This window comes from Micromonospora sp. AP08 (genome assembly GCF_008085935.1).
Classification (GTDB): domain Bacteria; phylum Actinomycetota; class Actinomycetes; order Mycobacteriales; family Micromonosporaceae; genus Micromonospora; species Micromonospora chersina.
In genome coordinates this window covers 1-24,737 of the sequence record NZ_VSEZ01000022.1, presented here as the reverse complement: position 1 = coordinate 24,737, position 24,737 = coordinate 1, and the positions used below count along the sequence as shown (strand labels likewise).

General features: G+C 74.5%; 21 protein-coding genes. 11 read left to right on the top strand and 10 right to left on the bottom strand.

Annotated features, from left to right (window positions below):
• Window positions 1-444 precede the first annotated feature (444 nt).
• Entirely contained in the window at window positions 445-1,812 is a 1,368-nt protein-coding gene (locus tag FXF50_RS26490) for a cellulase family glycosylhydrolase (RefSeq protein WP_148431657.1), read from the bottom strand.
• A 322-nt stretch (window positions 1,813-2,134) separates the two neighbouring features.
• Here FXF50_RS26490 and FXF50_RS26485 point away from each other — a divergent pair, with 322 nt between their 5' ends.
• Window positions 2,135-3,097 carry a TIGR03557 family F420-dependent LLM class oxidoreductase gene (locus tag FXF50_RS26485; protein WP_148431656.1) on the top strand — a complete coding sequence of 321 codons (963 nt, stop codon included), beginning with the start codon at window positions 2,135-2,137 and terminating at the stop codon, window positions 3,095-3,097.
• Window positions 3,098-3,108: 11 nt separating this feature from the next.
• A complete protein-coding gene (locus FXF50_RS26480; protein ID WP_148431655.1) occupies window positions 3,109-3,939 on the top strand; it encodes an alpha/beta fold hydrolase in 831 nt (276 codons plus the stop codon).
• A 152-nt stretch (window positions 3,940-4,091) separates the two neighbouring features.
• Here FXF50_RS26480 and FXF50_RS26475 read toward each other — a convergent pair whose 3' ends face one another.
• The 6 genes from FXF50_RS26475 to FXF50_RS26450 form a co-directional block, all read right to left on the bottom strand.
• Entirely contained in the window at window positions 4,092-4,895 is an 804-nt protein-coding gene (locus FXF50_RS26475) for an endonuclease/exonuclease/phosphatase family protein (protein WP_148431654.1), read from the bottom strand.
• A 10-nt stretch (window positions 4,896-4,905) separates the two neighbouring features.
• Window positions 4,906-6,396, bottom strand: coding sequence for a phosphatase PAP2 family protein (locus FXF50_RS26470; protein ID WP_148431653.1), 1,491 nt, complete (start codon window positions 6,394-6,396; stop codon window positions 4,906-4,908).
• Window positions 6,397-6,464: 68 nt separating this feature from the next.
• The gene (locus tag FXF50_RS26465; RefSeq protein WP_148431652.1) at window positions 6,465-7,466 is read right to left on the bottom strand and encodes a YihY/virulence factor BrkB family protein; all 1,002 of its coding nucleotides are present in this window, start codon (window positions 7,464-7,466) and stop codon (window positions 6,465-6,467) included.
• Entirely contained in the window at window positions 7,459-8,466 is a 1,008-nt protein-coding gene (locus tag FXF50_RS26460) for a diacylglycerol kinase family protein (RefSeq protein WP_148431651.1), read from the bottom strand. The genes FXF50_RS26465 and FXF50_RS26460 overlap by 8 nt, the downstream gene beginning before the upstream one ends.
• Window positions 8,467-8,580: 114 nt before the next feature.
• Window positions 8,581-9,156 (bottom strand): Clp protease N-terminal domain-containing protein, encoded by a 576-nt coding sequence (locus tag FXF50_RS26455; protein WP_148431650.1) that lies wholly within the window; start codon window positions 9,154-9,156, stop codon window positions 8,581-8,583.
• Window positions 9,156-9,392: an HTH domain-containing protein gene (locus tag FXF50_RS26450; RefSeq protein ID WP_089010418.1), complete on the bottom strand. Its 237-nt coding sequence runs from the start codon at window positions 9,390-9,392 to the stop codon at window positions 9,156-9,158. Before FXF50_RS26450 ends, FXF50_RS26455 begins: the two co-directional genes overlap by 1 nt.
• A gap of 106 nt (window positions 9,393-9,498) precedes the next feature.
• On the opposite strand from FXF50_RS26450, the gene FXF50_RS26445 reads away from it, so the two are divergent.
• From FXF50_RS26445 to FXF50_RS26420, 6 genes are all read left to right on the top strand, one after another.
• On the top strand, window positions 9,499-10,299 hold the full coding sequence (locus FXF50_RS26445; RefSeq protein ID WP_148431649.1) for a PP2C family serine/threonine-protein phosphatase: 801 nt from the start codon (window positions 9,499-9,501) through the stop codon (window positions 10,297-10,299).
• Between the two features lie 81 nt (window positions 10,300-10,380).
• The gene (locus tag FXF50_RS26440; protein WP_148431648.1) at window positions 10,381-10,947 is read left to right on the top strand and encodes a TetR/AcrR family transcriptional regulator; all 567 of its coding nucleotides are present in this window, start codon (window positions 10,381-10,383) and stop codon (window positions 10,945-10,947) included.
• On the top strand, window positions 10,944-11,768 hold the full coding sequence (locus tag FXF50_RS26435) for an oxidoreductase (protein ID WP_148431647.1): 825 nt from the start codon (window positions 10,944-10,946) through the stop codon (window positions 11,766-11,768). Before FXF50_RS26440 ends, FXF50_RS26435 begins: the two co-directional genes overlap by 4 nt.
• Before the next feature lie 67 nt (window positions 11,769-11,835).
• Window positions 11,836-12,669 carry a universal stress protein gene (locus FXF50_RS26430; RefSeq protein ID WP_148431646.1) on the top strand — a complete coding sequence of 278 codons (834 nt, stop codon included), beginning with the start codon at window positions 11,836-11,838 and terminating at the stop codon, window positions 12,667-12,669.
• A 128-nt stretch (window positions 12,670-12,797) separates the two neighbouring features.
• Window positions 12,798-15,200: a phosphoketolase gene (locus FXF50_RS26425; protein ID WP_148431645.1), complete on the top strand. Its 2,403-nt coding sequence runs from the start codon at window positions 12,798-12,800 to the stop codon at window positions 15,198-15,200.
• An 8-nt stretch (window positions 15,201-15,208) separates the two neighbouring features.
• Window positions 15,209-16,075: a universal stress protein gene (locus FXF50_RS26420; RefSeq protein ID WP_148431644.1), complete on the top strand. Its 867-nt coding sequence runs from the start codon at window positions 15,209-15,211 to the stop codon at window positions 16,073-16,075.
• A 29-nt stretch (window positions 16,076-16,104) separates the two neighbouring features.
• Here the strand turns inward: FXF50_RS26420 and FXF50_RS26415 are convergent, their stop codons facing one another.
• A complete protein-coding gene (locus tag FXF50_RS26415) occupies window positions 16,105-18,450 on the bottom strand; it encodes a heavy metal translocating P-type ATPase (protein WP_148431643.1) in 2,346 nt (781 codons plus the stop codon).
• A gap of 183 nt (window positions 18,451-18,633) precedes the next feature.
• Between FXF50_RS26415 and FXF50_RS26410 the strand changes: the two genes are divergently transcribed.
• Complete coding sequence (locus tag FXF50_RS26410) at window positions 18,634-19,641, top strand: nitroreductase family protein (RefSeq protein WP_148431642.1); 1,008 nt, start codon at window positions 18,634-18,636, stop codon at window positions 19,639-19,641.
• Between the two features lie 93 nt (window positions 19,642-19,734).
• Window positions 19,735-21,405 carry a GAF domain-containing sensor histidine kinase gene (locus tag FXF50_RS26405; RefSeq protein WP_187399834.1) on the top strand — a complete coding sequence of 557 codons (1,671 nt, stop codon included), beginning with the start codon at window positions 19,735-19,737 and terminating at the stop codon, window positions 21,403-21,405.
• 21 nt (window positions 21,406-21,426) lie between these two features.
• Here FXF50_RS26405 and FXF50_RS26400 read toward each other — a convergent pair whose 3' ends face one another.
• Window positions 21,427-22,065 (bottom strand): response regulator transcription factor, encoded by a 639-nt coding sequence (locus tag FXF50_RS26400; RefSeq protein WP_091311481.1) that lies wholly within the window; start codon window positions 22,063-22,065, stop codon window positions 21,427-21,429.
• A 189-nt stretch (window positions 22,066-22,254) separates the two neighbouring features.
• Between FXF50_RS26400 and FXF50_RS26395 the strand changes: the two genes are divergently transcribed.
• The gene (locus FXF50_RS26395) at window positions 22,255-23,229 is read left to right on the top strand and encodes a nitroreductase (RefSeq protein ID WP_148431640.1); all 975 of its coding nucleotides are present in this window, start codon (window positions 22,255-22,257) and stop codon (window positions 23,227-23,229) included.
• A gap of 81 nt (window positions 23,230-23,310) precedes the next feature.
• Here FXF50_RS26395 and FXF50_RS26390 read toward each other — a convergent pair whose 3' ends face one another.
• Window positions 23,311-24,312, bottom strand: a complete 1,002-nt coding sequence (locus FXF50_RS26390) for an NAD-dependent epimerase/dehydratase family protein (RefSeq protein WP_148431639.1) — start codon at window positions 24,310-24,312, stop codon at window positions 23,311-23,313.
• Window positions 24,313-24,737 lie beyond the last annotated feature (425 nt).

Sequence of the window (24,737 nt, the reverse complement as noted above, 5' to 3'; positions counted from 1 at the left end):
ATTCGATGGAAACTGCGGTGTCCGGCTCCAGAGTTGAACTGCGTCCTGGAGACGGGCGATCCAACGGTGTTCGGGCCCTCCCTTTCCTCTGCTTCCAATTTCTGTGGTGCCTGTCGTGCTGCCCGCCGGCGCTGGAGCCCCACGCGACTTCATGGCCCCATCCACGTGCGGCGGACTGTCCTGCCAGGCGAGCCCTGAACGTGCATCAGCCCACCTGCCTGCCCTGGGCCGGAATTACGCCAGGGTCTTGACTGCTTCGTCTGCGTCTTTGCTGATCTCTCCTGTCAACGACAGGAACATTAGCCAGGCGCGACGAGAATGTCTAGCGGTTCGGACCTAGATTTTCTGGATGCACGCCCCCCGCTTCAACGATCGCCCCGGGGCGTACCCGGGAAGGGTGGTGGCCGGGTCCGCGCGGACCCGCCACCGGTGGTGCGTCGGCGGTCAGCTCGCGGTGCAGGTCACCGCGGGGACCGCGTTGCTGCCGTTCCAGCTGCCGAGGAAGCCGAACGAGGTGCTGGCCCCGGCGCCGAGCCGGCCGTTGTGGTCGACGTTGCGGGCGGTGTACGCCGAGCCGCTGTTGCTGACCGTGGCGTTCCACGACTGGCTGACGGTCTGGCCGTTGGCGAACGTCCACTTCGTCGTCCAGCCGGTGATCGCGGCGGCGCCCGCGGTCACCTTGACCTCACCCTGGAAGCCGCCCTGCCAGGAGTTGACGATCGTGTAGCTGGCGGTGCAGCCGGCCGGCGGCGGGGTGGGTCCGCCGGTCGGGCTGGTGGTCGGGCTCGGGCTGGTGGTGGGGCTCGTGGTCGGGCTCGGCGAGGTGCCGGCGAAGACCGAGGCCTCCCGGGCGGTGGCCCTGATGCCGTTGGCCCCGTTGAAGATGCGCTGGCCCCAGCTGGTGAGCTGGTTCGGGTCGAAGTTGGTGGCCATGTCGAGGTATTCGACGCCGCCGCCGTTGCCGCTCCACGACCAGCCGAGGTAGCCGATCCGGTTGGCCTGGCTGTAGGCCAGGATGGTGTCCTCGTCGGGGTTGCCGTCGGAGTGGTTGAAGCCGAACTCGCCGACCACGATGGGCAGTCCGGCGGTGCGGAACCGGCCCAGGTAGTCGGTGATCTCGGCGGCGGTGTCGAAGACGCCGTACATGTGGATCGAGAACACGGTGTTCTTCTGCGGGTCCGCGGCGAAGACCGAGCCGGCGTTGTCGCGCATGGTGAAGGACCAGTCCTGGCCCCAGTTGGGGGCGTCCACCATGATCGTGTGGGTGAGGCCGCCGGCGCGCAGTCGCTTGATCGCGTTGGCGGTGTCGGTGGCCCAGGTGCCGTAGCCCTGGTTGCCGTACGGCTCGTTGCCGATGTTGACGATGACGTACTTCTCCTGGCCCTGGAGGGCGCTGGCGATGCTGAGCCAGTAGTCGACCGCCCGGTCCAGGGTGATGGCGCCGCTCTGCTCGCCGTACCCGGTGGTGTCGTGCACCTCGAGGACGCAGATGAGCCGGTTGGCCTTGCAGAGCGAGATGACGTTGGCGACGTCGGCGGCGCTGTTCTTCGTCCAGCGGTCGCCGCTGGCCAGCACCACCCGGACGGTGTTCGCGCCGAGCGCCTTGATGTTGGCGAACGAGGAGGTCTGCTGCGGGTACCAGGTGTGCGGGTGGTTGACCCCGCGCATGACGAACTCGGTGCCGTTGGCGTCGTAGAGCTTGCCGCCCGCGACCGAGAAGCCGGCGGCGGCGTGCGCCGGCTGCCCGAAGGCGAAGACGGCGGCGAGGACCGTCAGCAGGGCGGCGCCCGCGACGGAGAGCAACTTCTTCATGGCTGTCCTCAGGGAGGTCTCCCCCGTGCCCAGGTGGGGGCGCTGGTGATGGTGACGACGGCGCGTGGCGGCTGAGCCCGACAGCCGCCGCCCGACTCCCGGCGGACGCAGGCATCAGCGTAGGGCGATGGAATGCGGAAGGCAACCGGTTAAGTTGATCGGGACCACAGGATGGTGCGCCACCGGGCCTGAACCGGTTAAGCCGGACTGTCGGCAGCATCCCCACCGGCGTCAAGCCGCCCGGGCCTTTCGAAGCGGACACCAGGGTTGACCGCCGCTGCGCGGGGTATCCGGTGACGATCCGCCCGGAAGGAGATGCGCCATGGTCAACGTCGGCTACACCCTCATGTGCGAACAGGCCGGCCCCAAGCAGCTCGTCGACCACGCCGTCCGCGCCGAGGCCGCCGGCTTCGACCACCTGGTCATGTCCGACCACTACTACCCGTGGCTCGACTCGCAGGGCCACTCCCCGTACGCCTGGTCGGTGCTGGGCGCCGTCGCCCACGCCACCAGCCGGGCCGAGCTGCTCTCCTTCGTGACCTGCCCGATCCGGCGCTACCACCCGGCCGTGGTGGCGCAGAAGGCCAGCACGGTCGGGGTGCTCTCGGACGGGCGGTTCACCCTCGGCCTCGGCGCCGGGGAGAACCTCAACGAGCACGTGGTGGGCGGGTGGCCGCACGTGCAGCAGCGGCACGAGATGTTCGAGGAGGCGCTCCAGATCATCCGGCCGCTGCTCAACGGCGAGACGCTGACCTTCTCCGGCAACCACTTCGACGTGCCCGACGCCTACGTGTGGGACCGCCCGGAGCGGCCCGTGCCGATGGCCGTGGCCGCCTCGGGCCGGCAGTCCGCCACCCTCGCCGCCGAGTACGCCGACGCCATGATCGCCACCGACCCGCTGCCGCACCTGGTCGAGATGTACGAGGACGCCGGCGGCGCGGGCCGCCCCCGCTACGGGCAGGTGGCCATCTGCTACGGCCCGGACGAGGCCGAGTGCCGCAAGATCGTGCACGACCAGTTCCGCTGGTTCGGCCTGGGCTGGAAGGTCAACGCGGACCTGCCCGGCCCGGACGCCTTCGCGGCGGCCACCCAGTTCGTCCGCGAGGAGGACGTGGCCGAGGGCATCCCCTGCGGGCCGGACACCGAGCGGCACGTCGAGGCGTTCAAGAAGTTCGTCGACGCGGGGTTCACCCACGTGGCGCTGGTCCAGGTCGGCGGGGACAGCCAGCCGATGTTCCTGGACTGGGCCCAGGAGGAACTGCTGCCCCGGCTGCGCGAGCTGTGACGCCTCCCGCCGTGCGGCCGTCGCCACCGGGGCGCTTCGGGCCGACGGAACTCCGGCTGGCCCTCGCGGCGCCCCGGCCGGCCGCCGGCCTGACCAGCGAGTTCCGGCTGGTCGGCGGGCTGCGGACGCACACCCGCCGGTCGGCCGACCCGGGCGGCGACGGCTCCCCGGTCGTGCTGGTGCACGGCCTCGCCGTGTCGCACCGCTACCTCACCCCGCTCGCGCTGGCCCTGTCGGCCACCCACCCGGTGTACGTGCCGGACCTGCCGGGCTTCGGGCTGACCGAGCGCCCCGGCCGGGCGTACGACGTGCCCCGGCACGCCGCGTTCCTCGCGGAGTGGCTGGCCGCGTACCGGCTGGGGCCGGTCTGCCTGCTCGGCCACTCGTTCGGCGCCGAGGTGGCGGCGGCGCTCGCCGCCCGCCGGCCCGACCTGGTCCGCGCGCTGGTGCTGGCCGGCCCGACCAGCGACCCGGCCGCCCGGTCCCGGCGCGCCCAGATCGGGCGGTGGCTGGTGGACACCCTGCGGGAGGCGAAGTGGCAGGCGCCCATCCTGCTCCGCGACGTCGTCGACGCGCGCCCCTGGCGGGTGTTCGCCACCCTGTCCCACTCGGTGCGCAACAGCATCGAGGCGGACCTCGTCCGGGTCACCGTGCCGACGCTGGTGCTGACCGGCGCCCGGGACCCGGTCGTGCCGGCCGGCTGGCGGGCGGAGGCGGCCCGCCTGGTCCCGGACGCCCGGACGGCCGCCGTGCCGGGGGCCGCGCACAACGTCGCCACCACCGCGCCGGGCCCGGTCGCCGACGCGATCCGCGGCCTGCTGGCGCCCGTCCTGCGAAGGTGAGTCCATGCGCATCGGAAACACCGAGATCCGGCCCGCCGGTGGCGGCCTCGGCTGCCTGCTGATGATCCTCTTCTCGATCCTCGCCTCGGTCGTGCTGACCGTGCTGCTGAACCTGCTCGTCTGAGGCTCTGCGGCCGCAGGCCCGGGAGGGCTCAGCCGGGGGTCAGCGCCAGGTCGGCGACGACCGGGTAGTGGTCGGAGGCGCTGTCCGCCTCGCCGCCGCGGACCACCCGCACGGCGCGGGCCGTCGCGGCCAGCGCCGGGGTGGCGAGCAGGTAGTCCAGCCGCATCCCGGCGAACTCGGCCCCGCCGTGCCGGGTGGGCACGGTCAGCCCGTCCGGCTCGCCGCCGCCGGTGTGCGGCCAGAGGTCCACCAGGCCGGCATCGCGCAGCCGGGCCACCGCGCGGGTGTCGACGGTACGCCCGTCGCGGCGCAGGTGACGCCGCCGGTAGAGGGCCCCGAGGCCGGCCAGCCGGGCGGTGTGGTCGACGGCCGGCTCCAGCGTGTTCAGGTCCCCGGCGAGCAGCGCCAGCTCTCCCCCGGTCCGCCGCACCGCCACCGCCAGCCAGTCGGCCTCCATCCGCCGCCGCCCGCCCGAGTACGGGTTCAGGTGGGTGCTGAACACGGTCAGCGGGCCGGCCCCGGTGGCCACCTGGACCCGGGCCGTGGCGTGGTGGAACGGGCGGCGTACCCGGCCGGAGCGGAGCACCCGCAGCGGCGGGCGGACCAGCACGGCCACCGGCTGCCCGAAGCAGGACCGGGCCAGGTGCGGCACCATCCCCGTCCGTTCCGCCAGGTCGGCCAGCCCGCCGCCCCGGTCCAGCCCGCGCAGCTCCTGGAGGGCCAGCAGGTCGGGGCGCTGCGCGGCGACCACGGCGACGATCCGGTCCCGGCGGTCGGTGCCGTCACGGTCCCGCCCGCCGGTCCGGATGTTCCAGGTCATCACCCGCAGCATCGGCGCCCGGTCAGTCCTCCCGGCCGGCCTTCGCCAGCTCGTCGTCCAGCTCGTGCACCTGTTCCGACCGGATGGCCGGCCGGTTGCCCTGGGCCACGTCCGCGTTGGGGCGGACCACCCACCAGAGCAGCGGGAGCCAGAGCGCGCCGAGCAGGATCGCGCCCATGAAGTCGGTGGGGTGGTGCATGCCCCGGTACATCCGGGAGGTGGCCACCCCGACCGGCATGATCACGGCCATCGCCACGAAGAGCCAGCGCCACCAGCGGTCGGTGCGCGGCAGCACGATGATCGCCATGGCGGTCCACAGGCAGATGGTCGCCGCGATGTGCCCGGACGGGAAGGACGAGGTGGGCATCTGCCCGTCCAGGTTCTCCACCGGCGGGCGGGGCCGCTCCACCACCCGGGCGCTGGCCAGGAAGAGGCTCAGCTCGCCGAACATGGCCAGGACCACGAAGAGCACCGGCCGCCAGCGCTTCCAGACCGCCAGCACGATCGGGCAGAACACCAGCGACACCAGCAGGATGGCGTGGGTGTCGCCGAACTTGCTCCACCACCAGCTCAGCTCGGTGAGCCCGTCCGTGCGGCGGTCGGCGAACCAGCGCGGAACCTCGGTGTCGAGGGTGTCGAAGAACGTGCCCTTGGCGTGGTAGCTCACGTACATGCCGAAGGCGTAGAGCGCCCCGAAGACGAGCACCCAGCCGACCAGCAGCTCGGCCACCGACGAGCGGGGGTGCTCCAGCACGTGCTCCTCGGCCGGCGCCGGCTTGATCTCCTGCCCCGCCTCGGGCTCCAGGCCCTCGGTGATCGGGGGCACCGGCCGGCCGCGCTCGCGCCGCCACAGCCGGAAGGCGTACGCGGTGACACCCAGCCAGGCCGCGCCGAGCAGCCAGCCACCGAGCACGTCCGAGACGAAGTGCACGCCCAGCGCGATCCGGGTCAGCCCGACCAGGAAGACCAGCACGGCGGCGACCGCGATCGCCGGCTTGCGCCAGCGCGGGGCCATGGCCGGCAGGAACACCAGCAGCAGCGCCCCGTACGCGACGAACGAGCCGAGCGCGTGGCCGCTGGGGAAGCTGTTGCCGGGTGCGCTGGCCACCGGCACGTCCACGACCGGGCGCAGCCGCCCGACCAGCGCCTTGAGCGACGGGTCGAGGATCAGCCCGCCCACGCCCGTGATGATCAGGTAGACCGCGAGGCGGGACTGGCGGCGGATCAGCAGGCCGACCACCGCGATGGTGATCAGCCAGATGAGCACCGGCCGGCCGCCCAGGTCGGTGACCGCCTGGAGCACGGTGACCAGCGGGTGGTGCGGCGCCACGAGGCCGTTGAACCACTCCGCCGCCTCGTGGTCGGCGTGGTAGAGCGGCCCCCAGTGGAACCGGACGAGCATGAGCAGCACGCCGAATCCGACGCCCGCGCCGGCCACGACGAGCAGCCCTGCCAGGCTCCGCTCGGCGAAGTGGCCGAGCGGACGGCGCGTCGCCTCCTTGACCGCGGTCACCCCGCACCTCCCTTGTCCTCTGCGAGGCGCGCTGTACCCGATTCCCGCTCCGCGTACACGCCGGGCCGTCAGAGGGCCGTCATGTCGCCGGTGTCGAGCAGCTCCTCGCGCTCGGCCTCCGGCTCCCACAGGTCGGGCTGGGCGGGCTCCTCCACGCCGATCCGCATGGCCTCCAGCTGGGCGGCGAAGGCCAGCCCGCCGAAGAGCGCCATCCCGGTCAGGTTGGCCCAGAGCAGCAGGGCCATCATCCCGGTCAGCGCGCCGTACGTCTGGCCGAATCCGCCGCTGTTCTTCACGTAGGCGGCGAGCAGCAGGCTGGCCAGCCACCAGAGCGCGGTGGCGATGCCGGCGCCGAAGAAGAGCCAGGACAGCCCGGGCTGCTTGCGCCGGGGCGCGTGCCGGAACAGCACCGCCACGGCGAGCACGGTCAGGCCGAGGCTGAGCGGCCAGCGGATCACGTCCCAGGCGGCGTGGGCGACGTCGCCCCACTCGTAGTGCCGCCGCACCGAGTCGCCCATGGCCCGGCCGCCGACCAGGATGAGGAACCCGGTCAGCGCGGGCACGCCGGCGAGGAGCGCCAGGACCGCGGCGCGCAGGTACTTGGCCAGCGCCGGCCGGTCCCGCTCGACGCCGTAGATCCGGTTCGCGCCCCGCTCGATCTGCGCCATCGTGGTGGTGAGCGCGATCAGGCCGGTCAGCAGACCGAGGGTCAACGCCAGCTCGCCGGCCCGCTCGGTGCGCTCGGTGTCGGCCAGCAGCTCCTGCACCACCGACTCGCTCTGGCCGGGCGTGATCGCGAGCACCGTGTCGGCGACCACCTTGCCGCCCTCGTCGGCGCCGAGGTCGGTGATGAGGCCGGTGAGCGCGATGAGGAACGGCACCACGGCCAGGCAGAGCTGCAACGCGAAGGCGCGGGAGTGGCTGAAGCCGTCGCCGTAGCGGAACCGGATGAAGGCGTCCCGGAGCAGGTGCCAGCCGCCGTGCCGGCGCAGGGTGCGCCAGGCGTCGTCGGCGGAGAGTTCGGTCTCCGCCATGAGCCGGGTCTCGGGGACGAGCTTCGTGCTACTCACGGCGGCCCTCCTCGACGAGTTGCTCACCGCGCTCGGCGGCGGCGCCGGCGTCCACCGACAGGTCGGGGTGGCGTTCCGGCCGCGGCACGCAGAGCCAGAGCGACTCGGGCCGGATCTCGGCCTTCAGCGACCGGCCCGGCTCGATGAGGTCACCGTCGAGCTGCCGGGGCTGGGCCCGGTTGCTGGTGATCTCGACCTTGCGGCCCCGGAACACCTCCATCCGGGGCACGCTGCCGCGGCGCCGCAGCACCGCCCAGCCCATGGCCAGCCAGTGGCCGAGCGTCCGCGGGGTCAGCACCGCCACGTCGAGCCAGCCGTCGTCCGGCTCGGCGTCGGTGAGCAGGCGTACCCCGCCCTGGAGCCGGCCGACGTTGGCGACCAGCACCGAGCGGGCCCGCCGGCGCAGCGGCGGCCCGCCGTCGATCCGGATGGAGACCCGCATGGGCCGGTCCCGCAGGTGCTTGGCCGCGCCCACCAGGTAGGCCGGCCAACCGATCCGCTTCTTGGTCGTCTCGGAGGTGGAGTCGAGCATCTGCGCGTCGAAGCCCATCCCGGCCATCACGGCGAAGCACTGGTCGCCGACGACGCCCACGTCGAGGCGGCGCATGCCCCGCTCGACGGCGACCTCCAGCCCGGCGGCCAGGTCGTTGGAGAGGCCGAGGTTGGCGGCGAGCAGGTTGCCGGTGCCCTGGGGCAGCACGGCGAGCGCCACGTCGGTGCCGGCCAGCGCGGTGACACAGGCCATCACGGTGCCGTCCCCGCCGCAGGCGAAGACGACCTCGGCGCCGGCCTCGACGGCCGCGGCGGCCTGGCCGCGGCCGGGGTCCTCGACCGTGGTCTCGTACCAGGTCGGCTCGGGCCAGCCGGCGGCGGCGAGAGCGCCGTCCACCGTCCGGCGGAAATCGTCGAGATCGGTCACCTTGACCGGGTTGACCACCACGGCCGAGCGCGGGGTGTGGTTGTCCGCGGTCACCGGGCGCTTGTCGTCTCCACCGTCCACGGCGCCAGTGTGCAGCACGCGGGGCGGGTCAGCGACCCGGCGGGCGCGGAGGTTGCGAGAACCGCAATCAGGTTTGAACCCGGCCGGCCCCGTGACGGCGGCCGGCCGGATCGGTCAGGCCGCCGTGCGCAGCGCCGCCTCGACCCGGCGGCGCAGGTCGTCGAGGTCGGCGCCGGCCTCGGTGAGCACCAGCGCGGCCAGCCCGTTGCCCTCCCGCAGCAGGCCGAGCAGGATGTGCTCGGTGCCGATGTGGTGGTGGCGCAGCCGCAGCGCCTCCCGCAGGGACAGCTCCAGCACCTTCTTGGCCCGTGGCGAGAACCGGCCGTTGTCGGGGCGGCGACCCCACCACCGGCGCGGGGCGGGGGCCGCCTCGCGTAGCGCGTCCGGGCCGAAGGACTCCTCGATCCGGGCGACGATCGCGGCGAGGTCGATGCCGATCTCGCGCAGCGCCGCCGCGTCCGCCGCGCCGAGGCCGTCGACCCCGTGCGCGGTGTGCCGGGCCACCGCCGCGCGCAGGTCGTCGGCCCGGATGCCGCCGGCCGACAGCACCCGCACGGCCAGGTTGTCGCCGTCGGCGAGCACGCCGAGCAGCAGGTGCTCGGTGCCGACCGGGCGCCGGCCCTCGGTGCGCGCCTCGTCGACCGCGTGCCGCACGACCGCGCGGGCCCGGTCGGTGAACCGTTCGAACATCACGCCTCCCAGCTTCCGCGGACCGCCGGTCGCCCGGCGTGCTTCTTGTGGACCGCCTGCCGGCTGACCTCGAGGGCGTCGGCGATCTCCTGCCAGGACCAGCCCTGCCGTCGGGCGTTGTCCACCTGGACCACCTCCAGCCGTTCGAGCAGCCGGCGCAGGGCGAGCACCGCCCGCAGGCCGACCTTCGGGTCGGTGCTGCCGGCCGCCGCCGCGAGTTCCGTCGCCTGACTCATGCTGTCAACGTAGGTTGACGCGGCCGATGTGTCAACCCTGGTTGACAGGCCGACACGTGCCCGCGACCTGCCGATCCGTGGCCGGGACCGGTGTTACGGTCCGCAGGTGTTCCGCCGCCGCCCGCTGGACCAGCCGGTCCAGGCCCCCCGCCGGCTGGCCGTCGGCCGGCTCACCCTGGAGATCGCCGGGGGCAGCGTGGTCGGGCACCGCTACCCGGAGAACTTCGACGTGCTGCACGTCGACCCGGAGCTGCCGCTGGTCGCGGTCGCCGACGGCATGGGCGACGGCGAGGGCAGCCGGGTCGCCGGCGCCACCGCCATGAGCACGTTCGTGGCGCAGGTCCGCGCCGGCTGGCCGGCGGTCGACGCCGCCGGGCTGCGCGCCGCCACGGCCGAGACCCAGCTCCGGGTGCGCCGGGCCGGGGCGGGACTGGCCGGGCTGACCGGGTGCACGCTCACCGCCCTGGTCGCCGAGCCGGACGGCGGGCAGGGCTGGCTCGTCCAGCTCGGCGACTCGCGGGCGTACCGGCTGCGCGACGGGCTGCTGGAGCTGGTGACCGTCGACCACACCATGGCCTGGCTCGGCCTGCTGCACGGCTGGTGGCCGCCCGACTCGCCGGAGGCGGCGCGGGCCCGCTACCAGCTGCTGCGCTACGTCGGACACCCCGACAAGCCCGAGCCGGACCTGCTCGCCGTGCCGCTGCGCAGCGGGGACACCTGGCTGCTCTGCACCGACGGGGTGAGCGACCAGATCGGCTACCACCGGCTGCGGGACCTGCTGACCGCGCGGCGCGACCCGGCCGCGACGGCTCGGGCGGTGCTCGCCGCCAGCCTGGCCGAGGGCGGCGACGACAACGCGACCGCCGTGGTCGTCCGCGTCCACCCCACCCTGCCCAGCCCTCGCTGACCCCTCTCCCGCGAGCCCCCGAACCGTGGGGTGACGGGGACCACGCGTGACGGCCTGACATTCTGTGCAAGAGTCGTCAGCATGTCGAACGACCGGCTGGAGACGATCCTGACCGCCGCGTACGAGTGCTTCACCCGGCACGGGATGCGGCGCACGACGATGGACGACATCGCGGCCGCCGCCGGCATGTCCCGCCCCGCCGTCTACCAGTACGTCCGCAACAAGGACGACGCCTACCGCCGGCTCGCCGAGCGGCTCTTCGACGGCTCGCTCGCCCAGGCCCGCCAGGCCGTCGCCACGCCCGGCGCCGACCTGGCGCGGCGGCTGCACGACGTGCTCGCCGCCAAACTGGAACTCACCCTGCGGCTGCACCGGGAGAGCCGGCACGCCACCGAACTGCTCGACACCAGCACCAAGCTCACCGGCGACCTCGTCGAGGCGTACACCCGGGAGCTGACCGACGTGGTGGCCGGCGCGCTGGCCGACGCCGCCGGGCCGCGCGCCCGTGCGGTGGCCGACGTGCTGGTCGCGCTCACCCGCGGCCTGGAGGCCGACCTCACCGACCCCGACCTGCCCCGGCGACGGCTGCGCGACGGCGTCGCGCTCGTCGTCGCGGGCCTGCCCACCCACCCGGGAGACCCCGCATGACCACCGTCCTCGTCACCGGCACCTCCTCCGGCATCGGCCGGGCCACCGTCCGCCGGCTCGTCCGCCGCCCCGACCTCACCGTGCACGCGACCGCGCGCAACCTCGACGCCATCGCCGACCTCGCCGACTCCGGCGCCCGCCTGCTCGCCCTCGACGTGACCGACGAGGAATCGATGCGCGCCGCGGTGGCCGCGGTCGAGGCCGCGCACGGCCACGTCGACGTGCTGGTCAACAACGCCGGCTACGGCGAGTACGGCCCCATCGAGGAGACCCCGCTCGACCGGGTGCGCGCGCAGTTCGAGACCAACGTCTTCGGGCTCCCCCGGCTCACCCAGCTCGTGCTGCCCGGCATGCGCCGGGCAGGCCGGGGCCGGATCGTCAACGTCAGCTCGATGGGCGGGCGGCTGGTCTTCCCCGGCGGCGGCTACTACCACGCCAGCAAGTACGCCGTGGAGGCGATCTCCGACGCCCTGCGCCAGGAGGTGCGCCCGTTCGGCGTCGACGTGGCCGTCGTCGAGCCGGGCCTGATCCGCACCGGCTTCGGCGCGGTGGCCTCCTCCTCCCTGGGCGCCGGGACCGACCCGACCGGGCCGTACCGGAGGATGGTCGAGACCGTGGACACGGTGATGGCGCGGTCGTACCGGAACCGGCTGCTCTCCGCCACGCCGGACACCGTGGCCCGGGTCATCGAACGCGCGGTGACCGGCCGCCGGCCGCGCACCCGCTACCTCGTCACCGCCGCCGCCTGGGCCATGGTGCACACCCGCCGGCTGCTCGGCGCCCGGGTCTTCGACACGGTGAACCGGCTCCAGTTCCGCTGACCCGGTCCGGGCGCGCAAGCACCCGACTACGGTGGGTGAGGAGAGCGCGGTCGGGAGGTGAGCCGGGATGCCCGCACCCACCCACGGCGCGGTGGTGGTCGGCGTGGGCAGCTCGGCCGAGGACCTCCAGGTGGTCCGCACGGCCGCCGCGGAGGCCGCCGTGCACGACCGGCCCCTGCACCTGCTGCACGCCTTCAACTGGGCGGCGGCCCTGGAGTCGTTCTCGGTGAGCGGCCCGCGCGCCGCCGCCGAGGAACTACTGGAACACGCCGGCCGGGCGGCCGCCGAGGCCGCGCCCACCGTGCCGGTGACCGACGAGATCGTCGAGGGCTCCCCGGTCGAGGCGCTGATCCGGGCCTCCGACTCGGCGTTCCTGCTGGCCATCGGCGACGGCGGCATGGCCGGCTGCGCGGCCTGCGTACCGGCCGACGCGCCCGCCGTGCAGCTCGCCGCCCGGGCCGGCTGCCCGGTGCTGGTCGGCCGGCTCGAACCGCCCCCGCCGGGCCCGGTGCTGGTCGGCTTCGACGCGTCGGACAGCTCCCGCGCCACCCTCGGCTACGCCTTCGACTGCGCCGAACGCCGGGGCGCCCGACTGCTCGCCATCCACGTGGTGGAGCCCAACCAGCACCCCGAGGGCGCTGACGGCCTGCTCGACCAGGCCGTCGCGCGGCACGCGGCCCGGCATCCCCGGGTGGCCGCCGAGTGCCACACCATCCGCGGCGACCCCGGCGCCGTCCTCGTGGAACAGTCGCGCTCGGCGCAGGTGGCCATGGTCGGGGCGCGCGGCGACGACCCGTTGCGAAGCATGCTGGGCGCGGTCAGCCAGACGCTGCTCTACCACTCGCCGGCCCCGGTGATCGTCGTTCGTGGACTCGACCCCGACGACGGGGAGGGGTCGTGACGCCGGCCCGGCCCGGGACCTACGACCCTGACGCGTCCGCCGGCCGGAGGGCGAGGCTGGACGGGCCGGGGGCGGCGGATCCGCTCCCGGGTGGCACAAGACCCCGAGCCGCGAGAGGCTAACGCAGCATGGACACCGCTCTGGACCTGCACAGCCCACTGACCGAAGACGAGCTGCGTCGGCTCGACGCCTACTGGCGTGCGGCGAACTACCTGACCGTCGGGCAGATCTACCTGCTCGACAATCCGCTGCTCCGCGAGCCGCTCAAGCCCGAGCACATCAAGCCGCGGCTGCTGGGGCACTGGGGCACCAGCCCCGGCCTCAACCTCCTCTACGCCCACCTCAACCGGGTCATCGTGGCCCGCGACCTGTCCGCCATCTTCGTCACCGGCCCCGGCCACGGCGGTCCCGCCCTGGTGGCCAACACCTGGCTGGAGGGCACGTACAGCGACCTCTACCACCACATCCCCCGCGACGAGACCGGCATGCAGCGGCTGTTCCGCCAGTTCTCCTTCCCCGGCGGCATCCCCAGCCACGTGGCGCCGGAGGTGCCGGGTTCGATCCACGAGGGCGGCGAGCTGGGGTACGCGCTGAGCCACGCGTACGGGGCCGCGTTCGACAACCCGGACCTGCTGGTGGCCTGCGTGGTCGGCGACGGCGAGGCGGAGACCGGCCCGCTGGCCGGAAGCTGGCTGTCCAACGTCTTCCTCAACCCGGCCCGGGACGGGGCGGTGCTGCCGATCCTGCACCTCAACGGCTACAAGATCGCCAACCCGACGGTGTTCGACCGGATCCCCTCGGAGGACCTGCTCGACCTGATGCGCGGCTACGGCTACCAGCCCTATGTCGTGGCCGGTGACGACCCGGCCCGGGTGCACCAGGCCCTCGCCGCGACGCTGGACCGGGCGGTCGACGAGATCGCCGCGATCCAGCGCCGGGCACGCTCCGGCGGCGAGGTCGAGCGCCCCCGCTGGCCGATGATCGTCCTCCGGACGCCGAAGGGCTGGAGCGGGCCGAAGGACGTCGACGGCAAGCAGGTCGAGGGCACCTTCCGCGCCCACCAGGTGCCGATCGACGCGGTCCGGAAAAACCCGGCGCACCTGGCCGAGCTGGAGCAGTGGCTGCGCAGCTACCGGCCGGAGGAGCTGTTCGACGCCACCGGCAGGCCGGTCGCCGAGCTGGCCGACCTGCCGCCGACCGGGGACCGGCGGATGAGCGCCAATCCGGTGGCCAACGGCGGCCGGCTGCTGCGCGAGCTGGAGCTGCCCGACTTCCGCGACTACGCGGTCGACGTCAAGGAGCCGGGCACGCCGATGGCCGGCGCCGCCGGTGCGCTGGGCCCCTGGGTCCGGGACGTCATCACCCGCAACCCGGAGACGTTCCGCCTGTTCGGCCCGGACGAGGTCGCCTCGAACCGGCTCAGCGCCGTCTTCGAGGTCACCGACCGGGCGTTCGTCGGCAGCCGGCTGCCGGGCGACGACCACCTCTCCCCCGACGGCCGGGTGATGGAGGTGCTGTCCGAGCACCTGTGCCAGGGCTGGCTGGAGGGCTACCTGCTGACCGGCCGGCACGGCATCTTCACCAGCTACGAGGCGTTCATCCACATCGTCGACTCGATGGTCAACCAGCACGCCAAGTGGCTCAAGGTGACCCGGCAGATCCCGTGGCGGGAGCCGGTGGCGTCGCTGAACTACCTGCTCTCCAGCCACGTCTGGCGGCAGGACCACAACGGCTTCTCGCACCAGGATCCGGGCTTCATCGACCACGTGGTCAACAAGAAGGCCGAGGTGGTCCGGGTCTACCTGCCACCGGACGGCAACACGCTGCTCTCCACCATGGACCACTGCCTGCGCAGCCGGCACTACATCAACGTGGTGGTGGCCGGGAAGCAGCCGGCGCCCAACTGGCTGACCATGGACGAGGCGGTCCAGCACACCCGCCGCGGCCTGGGCATCTGGGACTGGGCCAGCACCGACGACGGCAGCGAGCCGGACGTGGTGCTCGCCTGCGCCGGCGACGTGCCCACCCTGGAGACCCTGGCCGCGGCCGACCTGCTCCGCCAGCACCTGCCCGACCTGAAGGTCCGGCTGGTCAACGTGGTCGACCTGATGCGCCTCCAGCCGCCCTCGGAGCACCCGCACGGCCTGCCGGACAGCGAGTTCGACACCATCTTCACCCGCGACAAGCCGGTCATCTTCGCGTACCACGGCTACCCGTGGTTGATCCACCGGCTCACCTACCGGCGGACCAACCACGACAACCTGCACGTCCGTGGCTACAAGGAGGAGGGCACCACCACCACGCCGTTCGACATGGTGATGCTCAACGACCTGGACCGCTTCCACCTGGTCATCGACGTCATCGACCGGCTGCCCGGGCTGCGCTCGCGCGCCGCCCACCTGCGCCAGGAGATGGTCGACGCCCGGCAGGCCTGCCGCGACTACACCCGCCGGTACGGCGAGGACGACCCCCGGGTCGCCGAGTGGCGCTGGATCCGGGAGACCGACCCGGGCGTGCGTAGCGGACAGTGAACGCGAGCATGGACAGCGAGGAGATCCTGGTCGGCTACGACGGCTCCACCGACGCGTCGGTGGCCCTCGACTGGGCGCTGGACGAGGCCGGCCGCTCGGGCCGGCCGGTCCGGCTGGCGTACGTCTTCGAATGGTTGACCGTGGCCGGCTGGATCGGTCCCGGGGTGGCCCCCGGCGTCTGGCCCGACGAGACGGCCCGGCGACAGGTCGAGGACCTGGTCCGCAAGGCGGCGGCGGACGCGGCCGCCGAACGGCCCGGGCTCACCGTGCGGGGCGAGGTCTTCGACGGGCCGCCCGCGCTGGTCCTGCAGGAACGCTCCGCCGACGCGCAGATGCTGGTGCTGGGCAGCCGGGGCCACGGCGGCTTCGCCGGCCTGCTCGCCGGCTCCACGGCCGTCTCCGTCGCCGCCCACGCGCACTGCCCCGTCATCGTGGTCCGGGACGGCCGGTCGGCCACCTCCGGGCCGGTGGTGGTCGGCGTGGACGGCTCCCCGTCCTCCGTGCAGGCGCTCGGCTTCGCCTTCGAGCGGGCCGCGCAGCGGGACGTGCCGCTGCGTGCGCTGCGGGTGTGGGAGCCGCCCGGGGAGCGGTGGGTGCCGCCGGGCTTCGACCCGGAGGAGGCCAGCGCCACCGAGCGCGCCGCCGCCGAGGCGGACCTCGCCCCCTGGCGGAAGTCCTTCCCGGACGTGCCGGTCGAGGTGGTGGCGAACCCGGGCAACCCGGCCGCGCTGCTGGTCGACGAGAGCCGCGCGGCGCAGCTCGTGGTGGTGGGTTCCCGGGGGCGGGGCGGGCTGCGGGGAATGCTGCTCGGCTCGGTGAGCCAGCAGCTCATCCACCACTCACAGTGCCCGGTCGCGGTGGTCCGCGAACGCTGACCCCGGCGGCGCACGGGGGTGCCGGTGGGTCAGCGGGTGTCGGGGCGGTCCTCGGCCGGGCTGAGCGAGAAGTAGTCCTCCTCCTCCTGCGCCAGGTGCAGGCGGAGCACGGCGTCGAGGCCGTAGAGCGCGGCGAGCAGGTCGGGCACCTCGTCGGGGCGCAGCCGGCCGTCCGGGTGGGCCGCCAGGTGACCGCCGATCCGATCCACCAGCCGGCTGATCTCCACGTGGGCCCGGCTCATCGTGGAGGTGGCCTCCTCGCTGCCGAGCGGGCCGGCCAGGGCCGGGTAGAGCTGCCGTTCCTCGGCCGCCTCGTGCGGCAGCACCTCCTCGACCAGCCGGCGGTGCACCTCCCGCAGCGCCGGCACACACTCGGGCGCGGTCGGCTGGGTGGCCACCAGGTCGGCGGTGTCCCGGAGCCGGGCCAGCACGTCGCGGACGCCGCCGTGCTGGCCGGCGTACCGGTCGAGGAGTTCGCGGGTGTGCGGGGGCACGTCCCGGCGGCGCAGGCCGCCACCGAGGGCGCGCAGCGCGTTGAGGATCACCAGCACGTCGATGCCCTCCTGGAGGAACGCCCCGGCGACCGGGGGCAGCCCGCCGGCGGCCGCCACCACCATGGCCACCACGGCCAGGGCCATCCCCACGGTGGCGCTCTGCACCGCGATGCGGCGGGCGTACCGGGCGATCTCGACGGCGTCGGCGAGCCGGTCCAGCCGGTCCACGGTGAGGACGGCGTCCGCCACGTCGGCGGAGGCGGTCGCCCCGGTGGCGCCCATGGCCACCCCGACGTGCGCCTCGGCCAGCGCCGGGGCGTCGTTCACCCCGTCGCCGACCATGACGGTCACCGCCCGGCCGGACTCGGCCTTCACCCGGGCGACCTTCTCCCCCGGCGAGCACTGCGCGATCACGTCGTCCACGCCGACGGTCTGCGCGACCTGATGCGCGGTACGCGGCCGGTCGCCGGTCACCATGACGAGCCGGTCCAGCCCGGCCTCGCGCAACCGCCGGACGGTACGCCGGGCGTCCGGCCGCACCGGGTCCTCCAGCAGGATCGCGCCGAGCGGGCCGTGCTCGTCGCTGACCCAGACCGTGGAGCGCCCGGCCAGTTCGGCCCGCTCGCGGATCCGGTGCGCCCACGCGGGCGGCTCGCCGGCGAGCTGGCCGACCCGGACCAGCCGGCCGTCGACCCGGCCGGTCACCCCGCGGCCCGGCTCCTCGGTGACCCCGGTCGGCTCGGCCAGCGGCAGCCCCTGGTCGCGGGCCTGCCGGACCAGGGCGGCGGCCAGCACGTGCGGGGAGAGCTGCTCGACGGAGGCGGCCAGCCGCAGCAGCTCGTCCCGGTCGCCGCCGGGGGCGACCACCGTCTCGGCGGCGCGCGGGCGGCCCGCGGTGAGCGTGCCGGTCTTGTCCAGCAGCAGGGTACGCGCGCGGCCGAGCAGCTCCAGCGACCCGCCGTCGCGGACCAGCACGCCCCGGCGGGCCACCCGGGACAGCCCGGACACGATGGCGATCGGGGTGGCCAGCAGCAGCGGGCACGGGGTGGCCACCACGAGCACCGCCACCGCCCGCAGGAACTCGCCGGAGAGCAGCCAGGCCAGCCCGGCCAGCACCAGGGTGAACGGCACGAACGCGGCCGCGTACCGGTCGGCGAGCCGGACCATCGGGGCCTTGCGCGCGGTGGCCTCCTCGGCCAGCCGGACGATCCCCGCGTACGTGCTCTCCGCCGCGCTCTTCCCGGCCCGCAGCCCGAAGCCGGCGCCGGCGTTGACCACGCCGCTGGCGACCTGCTCGCCGGCGGCGCGGATGACCAGCTGCGACTCGCCGGTCACCACCGACTCGTCCAGCGTGGCGGGCTCCTCGACGGTCCCGTCCACCGGCACCACGTCGCCGGGGCCGACCACCAGCCGGTCACCCACGGCGACCCGGTCCAGCGGCACCACCTCGATCCGGCCGTCCGGGGTGCGCCGCCGGGCCTGCCGGGGCGCCCGTTCCAGCAGCGCCCGCAGGTCGCGGGTGGCCCGGCGCTGGGCGTACTCCTCCAGGGCCCGGCCGGTGGCGACCATGACGGCGATCACCGCGCCGGCCAGGTACTCGCCGACCAGCAGCGCGCCGGCCAGGGCCAGCACCGCGATGACGTCCACCCCGAACTGCCGCCGCCAGACCTGGCGCAGCGTGGTCCAGACGGCCGGCACCAGCGCCACGAGGGTCACCGCCGCCCAGACCAGGTCGGCCGCGCCGCGCCGCCCGGCGAACCACAGCCCGGCGCCGGCCAGCACGGCCAGGGTGAGCAGGATCAGCGGGCCCCACTCCCGCACGTCGACCCGGCGGCGCCGCACCGGTTGCTCCGGTACGCACTCGCGCGGTTCGGCCCCCACCTGTGGATCGTCGCAGCGGCCTCGGGGCCCGGGTAGGGCAAACCTGGGTAATGCGGCGGGTCGAAGGGCCCGTACGGGCGACGCGTGCGGCCGGCCCGGACATGACCGAGGATGGAGCGGCATCCCCACCCGGGCGACCCGGGGTGTGGGGCACGATGGGGAGAAACAGGAAAGGTCGTGACGATGAGCCACGAGACGCCGGCTACCGATCGCCCGCTGACCACCGCGCTCGCGGAGGCCGCCGGAATGGCCGGCCACGCCCCTTCGGTGCACAACACCCAGCCGTGGCACTGGACCGTCCTCCCCGACTCGCTGGAGTTGCGGGTGGTCCGGGAGCGGCACCTCAGCGCCCTGGACCCGGAGGGCCGGCTGCTGGTGGTGAGCTGCGGCGCCGCGCTGCAGCACGCCCGGGTGGCACTGGCCGCCGAGGGGTGGACGCCGGTGGTCGAGCGGATGCCGGATCCCGGCCAGCCCGACCTGGTAGCCCGGCTCACCGGGTTCAAGCCCACCGGCGCCGACCCGGACGCCATGCGCACGGTCCAGTGCATGCAGGTCCGCCACACCGACCGCCGGCCGGTCAGCGACGAGCCGATCCCGACCGCCGTGCTGGGCGAGATCGACCGGGCGGCCACCCGGGAGGGTGTCAACCTCCAGGTGCTGGACGACGACCAGAAGATCGAGCTGGCCGCCGCCGCTCAGCAGGCCGCCGCGGTCGAGAAGGACAGCCCGGAGCTGCAGGAGGAGCTGGCGTACTGGACCAGCCGGGCCCGCAGCGGCACCGGGCTCCCGCCGGAGGTGCTGCCGGAGCAGGCGCCCAAGACCACCGTCCCGGCCCGCGACTTCGGCCCGGGCACCCTGCCCGTCGGTGAGGGGCACGACCGGGCGGCCGTCTACGGGATCCTGTGGGGCACCGAGGACGAGCCGGACAGCTGGCTGCGCGCCGGCGAGGCGCTCTCCGCCGCCTGGCTCACCGCCACCCGGCACGGCGTGTCCCTGGTGCCGCTCTCCGGTGTGGTGGAGGTCGAGAGCACCCGCCAGACGCTCCGGCAGATGCTTTCCGGCCTGGGCTTCCCGTACATCTCGATGCGCCTCGGCCTGGCCGACCCGACGCACGCCGGCCCCCCGCACACCCCGCGGCTGGAGACCGCCCAGACCGTCGACACCTCGGCGGTACGCGGCCAGCTCCCCTGACCGGATCTCGTTCCGCCGGCCACCGGGCGATAGCATCGTCGGGTGGCCAGCGCAGCGAACCCCCGCAACGAGCACGCCACCCCGTCGCTGGGCCTGACCCCGCTGTCCCGGGTGCGCCTCGACGAGCTGCTCCAGGAGATGCTGGACCGGGTCGGCGAGGTGGTCACCAACCGGGAGCGGCTGCGCGCCCTGCTCGACGCGGTCGTCGGCATCGGCACCGACCTCGACCTGCGCAGCACCCTCCAGCGGATCGTGGAGTCGGCCTGCGAGCTGGTCGGCGCCCGCTACGGCGCGCTCGGCGTGATCGGCCCCGACCGGCTGCTGCACGACTTCATCGTCCACGGCATCAGCGACGAGCTGCACGCGAAGATCGGTGACCTGCCGCACGGGCGGGGTGTGCTCGGCCTGCTCATCGACGACCCGCGGCCGGTGCGGATGCCGGACATCACCCAGCATGCCCTGTCCTACGGCTTCCCGCCGAACCACCCGCCGATGCACAGCTTCCTCGGCGTCCCGGTGCGGATCCGCGACCACGTCTTCGGCAACCTCTACCTCGCCGAGAAGCAGGGCGGCGCCGAGTTCACCGAGGACGACGAGGAGATCGTGGTCGCGCTCGCCGCGGCGGCCGGCGTGGCGATCGAGAACGCCCGCCTCTACGCCCTGGCGCACCGGCGGGAACGCTGGCTGGCCGCGACCGCCGAGATCACCTCGGTGCTGCTCGGCGAGGTACGCCGCACCGACGCGCTGACCCTGGTGGCCCGGCGGGCCCGGGAGGTGGCCGAGGCGGAACTGGCCCTCGTGCTGCTCTACGACGAGGACGAGCGCCAGTTCACCGTCGAGGTGGTCGACGACGCCGACGGCGGCGCGCGGAAGCTGGTCGGCGAGGTGCTGCCGGCCGACGAGACCACCTTCGTGGGCTCGGTCACCGAGCGCCGCCACGAGCTGCTGGAGAACCTCGCCGAGGCGGCCCCGTGGTCACACCCCGTGGTCGCCGGGCCGGCCGTGGTCTCCCCCCTCGCCGCGGCCGACACCCTGCACGGTGTGCTGGTCATCGCGCACCTGCCCGACCGCGGTCCCGCCGCCGAGGACGACGTGGCCCTGCTGGGCAGCTTCGCCGGCCAGGCCGCGCTGGCCATGGAACGGGCCCGGGGCCAGGAGGAGCGGGAGCTGCTGGTGGTCCTGGAGGACCGCGAGCGGATCGCCCGCGACCTCCACGACGTGGTCATCCAGCGGCTCTTCGCCACCGGCCTGCAACTGCAGAGCGGGGCGATGAACGCGCGCCCCGACGTGGCCAAGCGGATCAACCAGGCGGTCGACGACCTGGACGCCACCATCCGCGACATCCGCCGCACCATCTTCGAGCTGCGCACCCCGATGAGCGCCGCGCTGCGCACCGAGATCCGCGAGGCCATCGAGGTGGCCGCCGAGTCGCTGGGCTACCGGCCCGACCTGGACCTCGTCGGCCCCATCGACAGCGCCGTCCCGGACCAACTGCGCCCCGAGCTCACGGCCGTGCTCCGGGAGGCGCTCTCCAACGCGGTACGCCACGCGCACGCCGACCGGGTGTCGGTGCGCGTGCAGGTCGACGCCGGGTGGGTGACCATCACGGTCACCGACGACGGCGTGGGCTGCGACCCGGAGGCGGCCCGCAGCGGCCTCGTGAACCTGCGCGAGCGGGCCGAGCGGCTGGGCGGCGAGTTCCAGCTCAGCCGGGTCGCCCCGCACGGCACCGAGCTGCGCTGGAGCGTCCCGCTGCGGGACTGACCGGGCGGGGGCGCCCGCGCCTCAGTTCGTCTTGCCGAGCAGCCGGGTGGCCAGCACCGCCGCCTGCGTACGCCGCTCCAGGCCGAGCTTGGCCAGCACGCTGGAGACGTAGTTCTTCACGGTCTTCTCGGCGAGGAACATCTTGCCGGCGATCTCCCGGTTGGTGAGCCCCTCGGCCACGTACTCCAGGATCCGCCGCTCCTGCTCGGTGAGGGACTTCAGCTCGCGCGGCTGCTCGACGCCGCTGCGGATCCGCTCCAGCACCCGGGTGGTGATCGCCGGGTCGAGCAGCGACTGGCCGGCCGCCACCCGCCGGACCGCGTCCACCAGGTCGGTGCCCCGGATCTGCTTGAGCACGTAGCCGGCGGCGCCGGCCATGATCGCCGCGAAGAGCGCCTCGTCGTCCTCGTACGAGGTCAGGATCAGCCCCTTGATCGACGAGTCGACGGCGCGGATGTCCCGGCAGACGTCGATGCCGTTGCCGTCGGGCAGCCGGGCGTCGAGGATCGCCACGTCCGGGCGCAGCGCCGGGATGCGGCGGGCCGCCTCCTGGGCGGAGCCGGACTCGCCGACCACCTCGATGTCGCCGCTGCTCTGCAGCAGGTCGGCAAGGCCACGACGGACGACCTCGTGGTCGTCGAGCAGGAACACCCGGATCATCCGTCCTTTCTACCCGCCGCCCCGGCGTTGCGCACGGGCCGAAGGTCCCTACCGTCGCGCGCCGCGGCCGGGGCAGACGGACCCGCCGAGGTGGGGACCTCCGGCCCTGCTCACGCACCCGCCCGGTGACGCACCGTGGGGATGGACCGACCGGCAGGGCGGCACCGCCCGCACGGAGGGAGCAACACCATGACCACGGGCTACACCGTCGAACAGCTGCGGGCCGCGGCCGCGGACGCGGTGCGCGCGCCGTCGCTGCACAACACCCAGCCCTGGCGGTTCCGGCTGCGCGACGGCGGGATCGAACTCGCCGTCGACCCGCTGCGCCGGCTGCCCGCCACCGACCCGAGCGGCTGGGGCGCGCGGATCGCCTGCGGGGCCGCCCTGTTCAACCTGCGGCTGTCGCTCGCCGTGGCGGGCACCCCGGCCACGGTCCGGCTCCGCCCGTACCCCGGCGAACCGGACGTGGTGGCCCGGCTCGTCCCCGACGTGCCGCGCCGCCCCAGCCCGGCCGAACAGAGCCTGCACGGGGCGATCGCCCGCCGGTTCAGCAACCGGGCGCCGTTCTGGCCCGACCCGGTCCCCGCCGACGCGCGCTGGCGTCTCGGCGAGGCCGCCCGGGCCGAGCAGTGCTGGCTGGAACTGGTCATCGGCACCAGCGCCGTCAACGCCTTCGCCGAGATCGCCCGCAGCGCCCACCGGGTGCTGGAGCGCGACCCCGCGTACGTCACCGAGCGGACCGAGTGGATCCGCTCCGAGCCGTCCCCCGACGGGGTGCCGACCGCCGCGGGCGGGCCGCAGAGCGAACCGCAGGACCTGCTGCCGCAGCGCGGCTTCGGCGGCCGCAACCGCGCGCCCGGCCGGGACTTCGAACCGGAGCCGCTGGTCGCCGTGCTCGGCTCGGCCGGGAACACCGCCACCGACCAGATCGTCGCCGGGCAGGCCCTGCAACGGGTGCTGCTCACCGCCACCGACGCCGGGCTGGGCGTGTCGATGCTCTCCCAGCCGATCGAGGTGCCCGGAGCGCGGGAGGCGCTGCGGCTGTCCCTGGGCCGGTTCGGCACCCCGCAGATGGTGATGCGGATCGGGTTCGGCCAGCCCGGCCGCGCCACCCCGCGCCGCCCGGTCGACGAGGTGCTCGACCTGCCGGTGGTGCGGGCCTGACCCTCACCTCGCCGCAACCGTCCCACGTCGTCGTGCGCGCCGAGCGGGTCGCCGGGCAGTGCGGGGCGGCGGGGCCGAGGGTCAGGCCGGCAGGGCGGCCAGGAGAGCGGCCTCGCGTTCCGGGGCCAGGCCGACCGGTGCCCGCGCCGGGCGTCCCGCGCGGGCCGGCACCCGCTCGACCTCGCGCAGCCAGCGCCAGGTGTCCGCGACCGTCTCGGCCACCGGTCGGCAGGTGAGGCCCGCCGCGTGGGCGCGCTCGACGTCCCGCTCCTGCAACCAGCGGTACTCGTGCCCGCGCGGGATCCAGACCGGCAGGTCGTTCCACGGCTCGACGCCGGCCGCCAGGAGCGCGCCCGGGTCCGTCCACCGCAGCGTCGCCGTCGCGCCGGTCGCCGCCACGGCCGCGTCGAGCAGCTCACCCATCGTCGTGTGCCCGGTCCGGCTGACCACGTTGTACGCCCCGCCGACGCCCTCGATCCCCCGGTCGAGCAGCCAGATCGCCAGGTCCCGCGCGTCGACGTACTGCACCGGAAGGTCGCGCGGGCCGGGGGCCAGGACCTCCCCGCCCCGGGCGATCCGGTGCAGCCACCAGGGCAGCCGGCCGATGTCCTCGCCCGGCCCGAGGATCAGCCCGGCCCGCACCAGCAGCGCCCGGTCGCCGAACACCTCCACGGCGGCCCGCTCCCCGCCCGCCTTGTTGTGCGGGTAGTCCCCGTCGCCCGCGTCGGCCTCGGCCGGGAAGACCGGCGCGTCCTCGTCCGTGCCGAGGCCGACCGGGGGGGCGTAGACCGAGCCGCTGGACACGTAGACGTAGTGCGGCGCCGCCCCGGCCAGGGCACGCGCCGCGTCCCGGACCGCCCGGGGCGCACCGTCCCAGGTGTCGACCACGAGGTCCCACTCGCCGCCGGCCAGCGCCGCCAACCCGTCCGGCGCGGTCCGGTCACCCCGCAACCGGTGTACGCCCCCGGGCGTCGTGCCGTGCAGCCCCCGGTTGAACACCGTCACGGACCAGCCCCGCCGGACCGCCTCGTTCAGGACGGCCCCACCGACGAAGCCCGTACCACCCAGCATCAGCAGTCTCATACGTCCCACCCTGCCGCTCGGCACCCGCCTCGGTGAGTGATGTTCACGGTGAGCGGATCTGCCCAGGGCAGAAGCCATTCGCCGGCGCACCCTGTCCCGCGCCCGCTGAGTGGAACGCCATGGTTGTCTCCGGCGCCCGGATACACCCATGGCGTTCCACCGACAGGTGCCGGCTGGGCGGGATGTCCGGTTCGTGCGGGTGACCGGCGGCACCCCGGCGGCGGAATGGCCGACGGGTGGGCGTCGTTGTATCCCCGTGAACGACCGAGGAGGACGCCCCGCGAGGCGGGGTGGTCGGGCCCGGAATGATGGTGGGCCGGCGGTCGTTGTACATGGTCCCGGCGCGACGAAGAGGCCCCGCCCCGCACGCCGGATGATCCCCCAAGACTTTCTTTGAGCGCCTGACGGTGCTCGCGCACACCCGA

What these genes read in the sequence shown, in the direction of transcription:
- FXF50_RS26450 (WP_089010418.1), bottom strand. Translation starts at nt 9,392, where the DNA reads ATGAGTCAGGCGACGGAACTCGCGGCGGCGGCCGGCAGCACCGACCCG.
- FXF50_RS26490 (WP_148431657.1), bottom strand. Translation starts at nt 1,812, where the DNA reads ATGAAGAAGTTGCTCTCCGTCGCGGGCGCCGCCCTGCTGACGGTCCTC.
- FXF50_RS26435 (WP_148431647.1), top strand. Translation starts at nt 10,944, where the DNA reads ATGACCACCGTCCTCGTCACCGGCACCTCCTCCGGCATCGGCCGGGCC.
- FXF50_RS26425 (WP_148431645.1), top strand. Translation starts at nt 12,798, where the DNA reads ATGGACACCGCTCTGGACCTGCACAGCCCACTGACCGAAGACGAGCTG.
- FXF50_RS26400 (WP_091311481.1), bottom strand. Translation starts at nt 22,065, where the DNA reads ATGATCCGGGTGTTCCTGCTCGACGACCACGAGGTCGTCCGTCGTGGC.
- FXF50_RS26455 (WP_148431650.1), bottom strand. Translation starts at nt 9,156, where the DNA reads ATGTTCGAACGGTTCACCGACCGGGCCCGCGCGGTCGTGCGGCACGCG.
- FXF50_RS26410 (WP_148431642.1), top strand. Translation starts at nt 18,634, where the DNA reads ATGAGCCACGAGACGCCGGCTACCGATCGCCCGCTGACCACCGCGCTC.
- FXF50_RS26390 (WP_148431639.1), bottom strand. Translation starts at nt 24,312, where the DNA reads ATGAGACTGCTGATGCTGGGTGGTACGGGCTTCGTCGGTGGGGCCGTC.
- FXF50_RS26395 (WP_148431640.1), top strand. Translation starts at nt 22,255, where the DNA reads ATGACCACGGGCTACACCGTCGAACAGCTGCGGGCCGCGGCCGCGGAC.
- FXF50_RS26440 (WP_148431648.1), top strand. Translation starts at nt 10,381, where the DNA reads ATGTCGAACGACCGGCTGGAGACGATCCTGACCGCCGCGTACGAGTGC.
- FXF50_RS26430 (WP_148431646.1), top strand. Translation starts at nt 11,836, where the DNA reads ATGCCCGCACCCACCCACGGCGCGGTGGTGGTCGGCGTGGGCAGCTCG.
- FXF50_RS26485 (WP_148431656.1), top strand. Translation starts at nt 2,135, where the DNA reads ATGGTCAACGTCGGCTACACCCTCATGTGCGAACAGGCCGGCCCCAAG.
- FXF50_RS26420 (WP_148431644.1), top strand. Translation starts at nt 15,209, where the DNA reads ATGGACAGCGAGGAGATCCTGGTCGGCTACGACGGCTCCACCGACGCG.
- FXF50_RS26475 (WP_148431654.1), bottom strand. Translation starts at nt 4,895, where the DNA reads ATGCTGCGGGTGATGACCTGGAACATCCGGACCGGCGGGCGGGACCGT.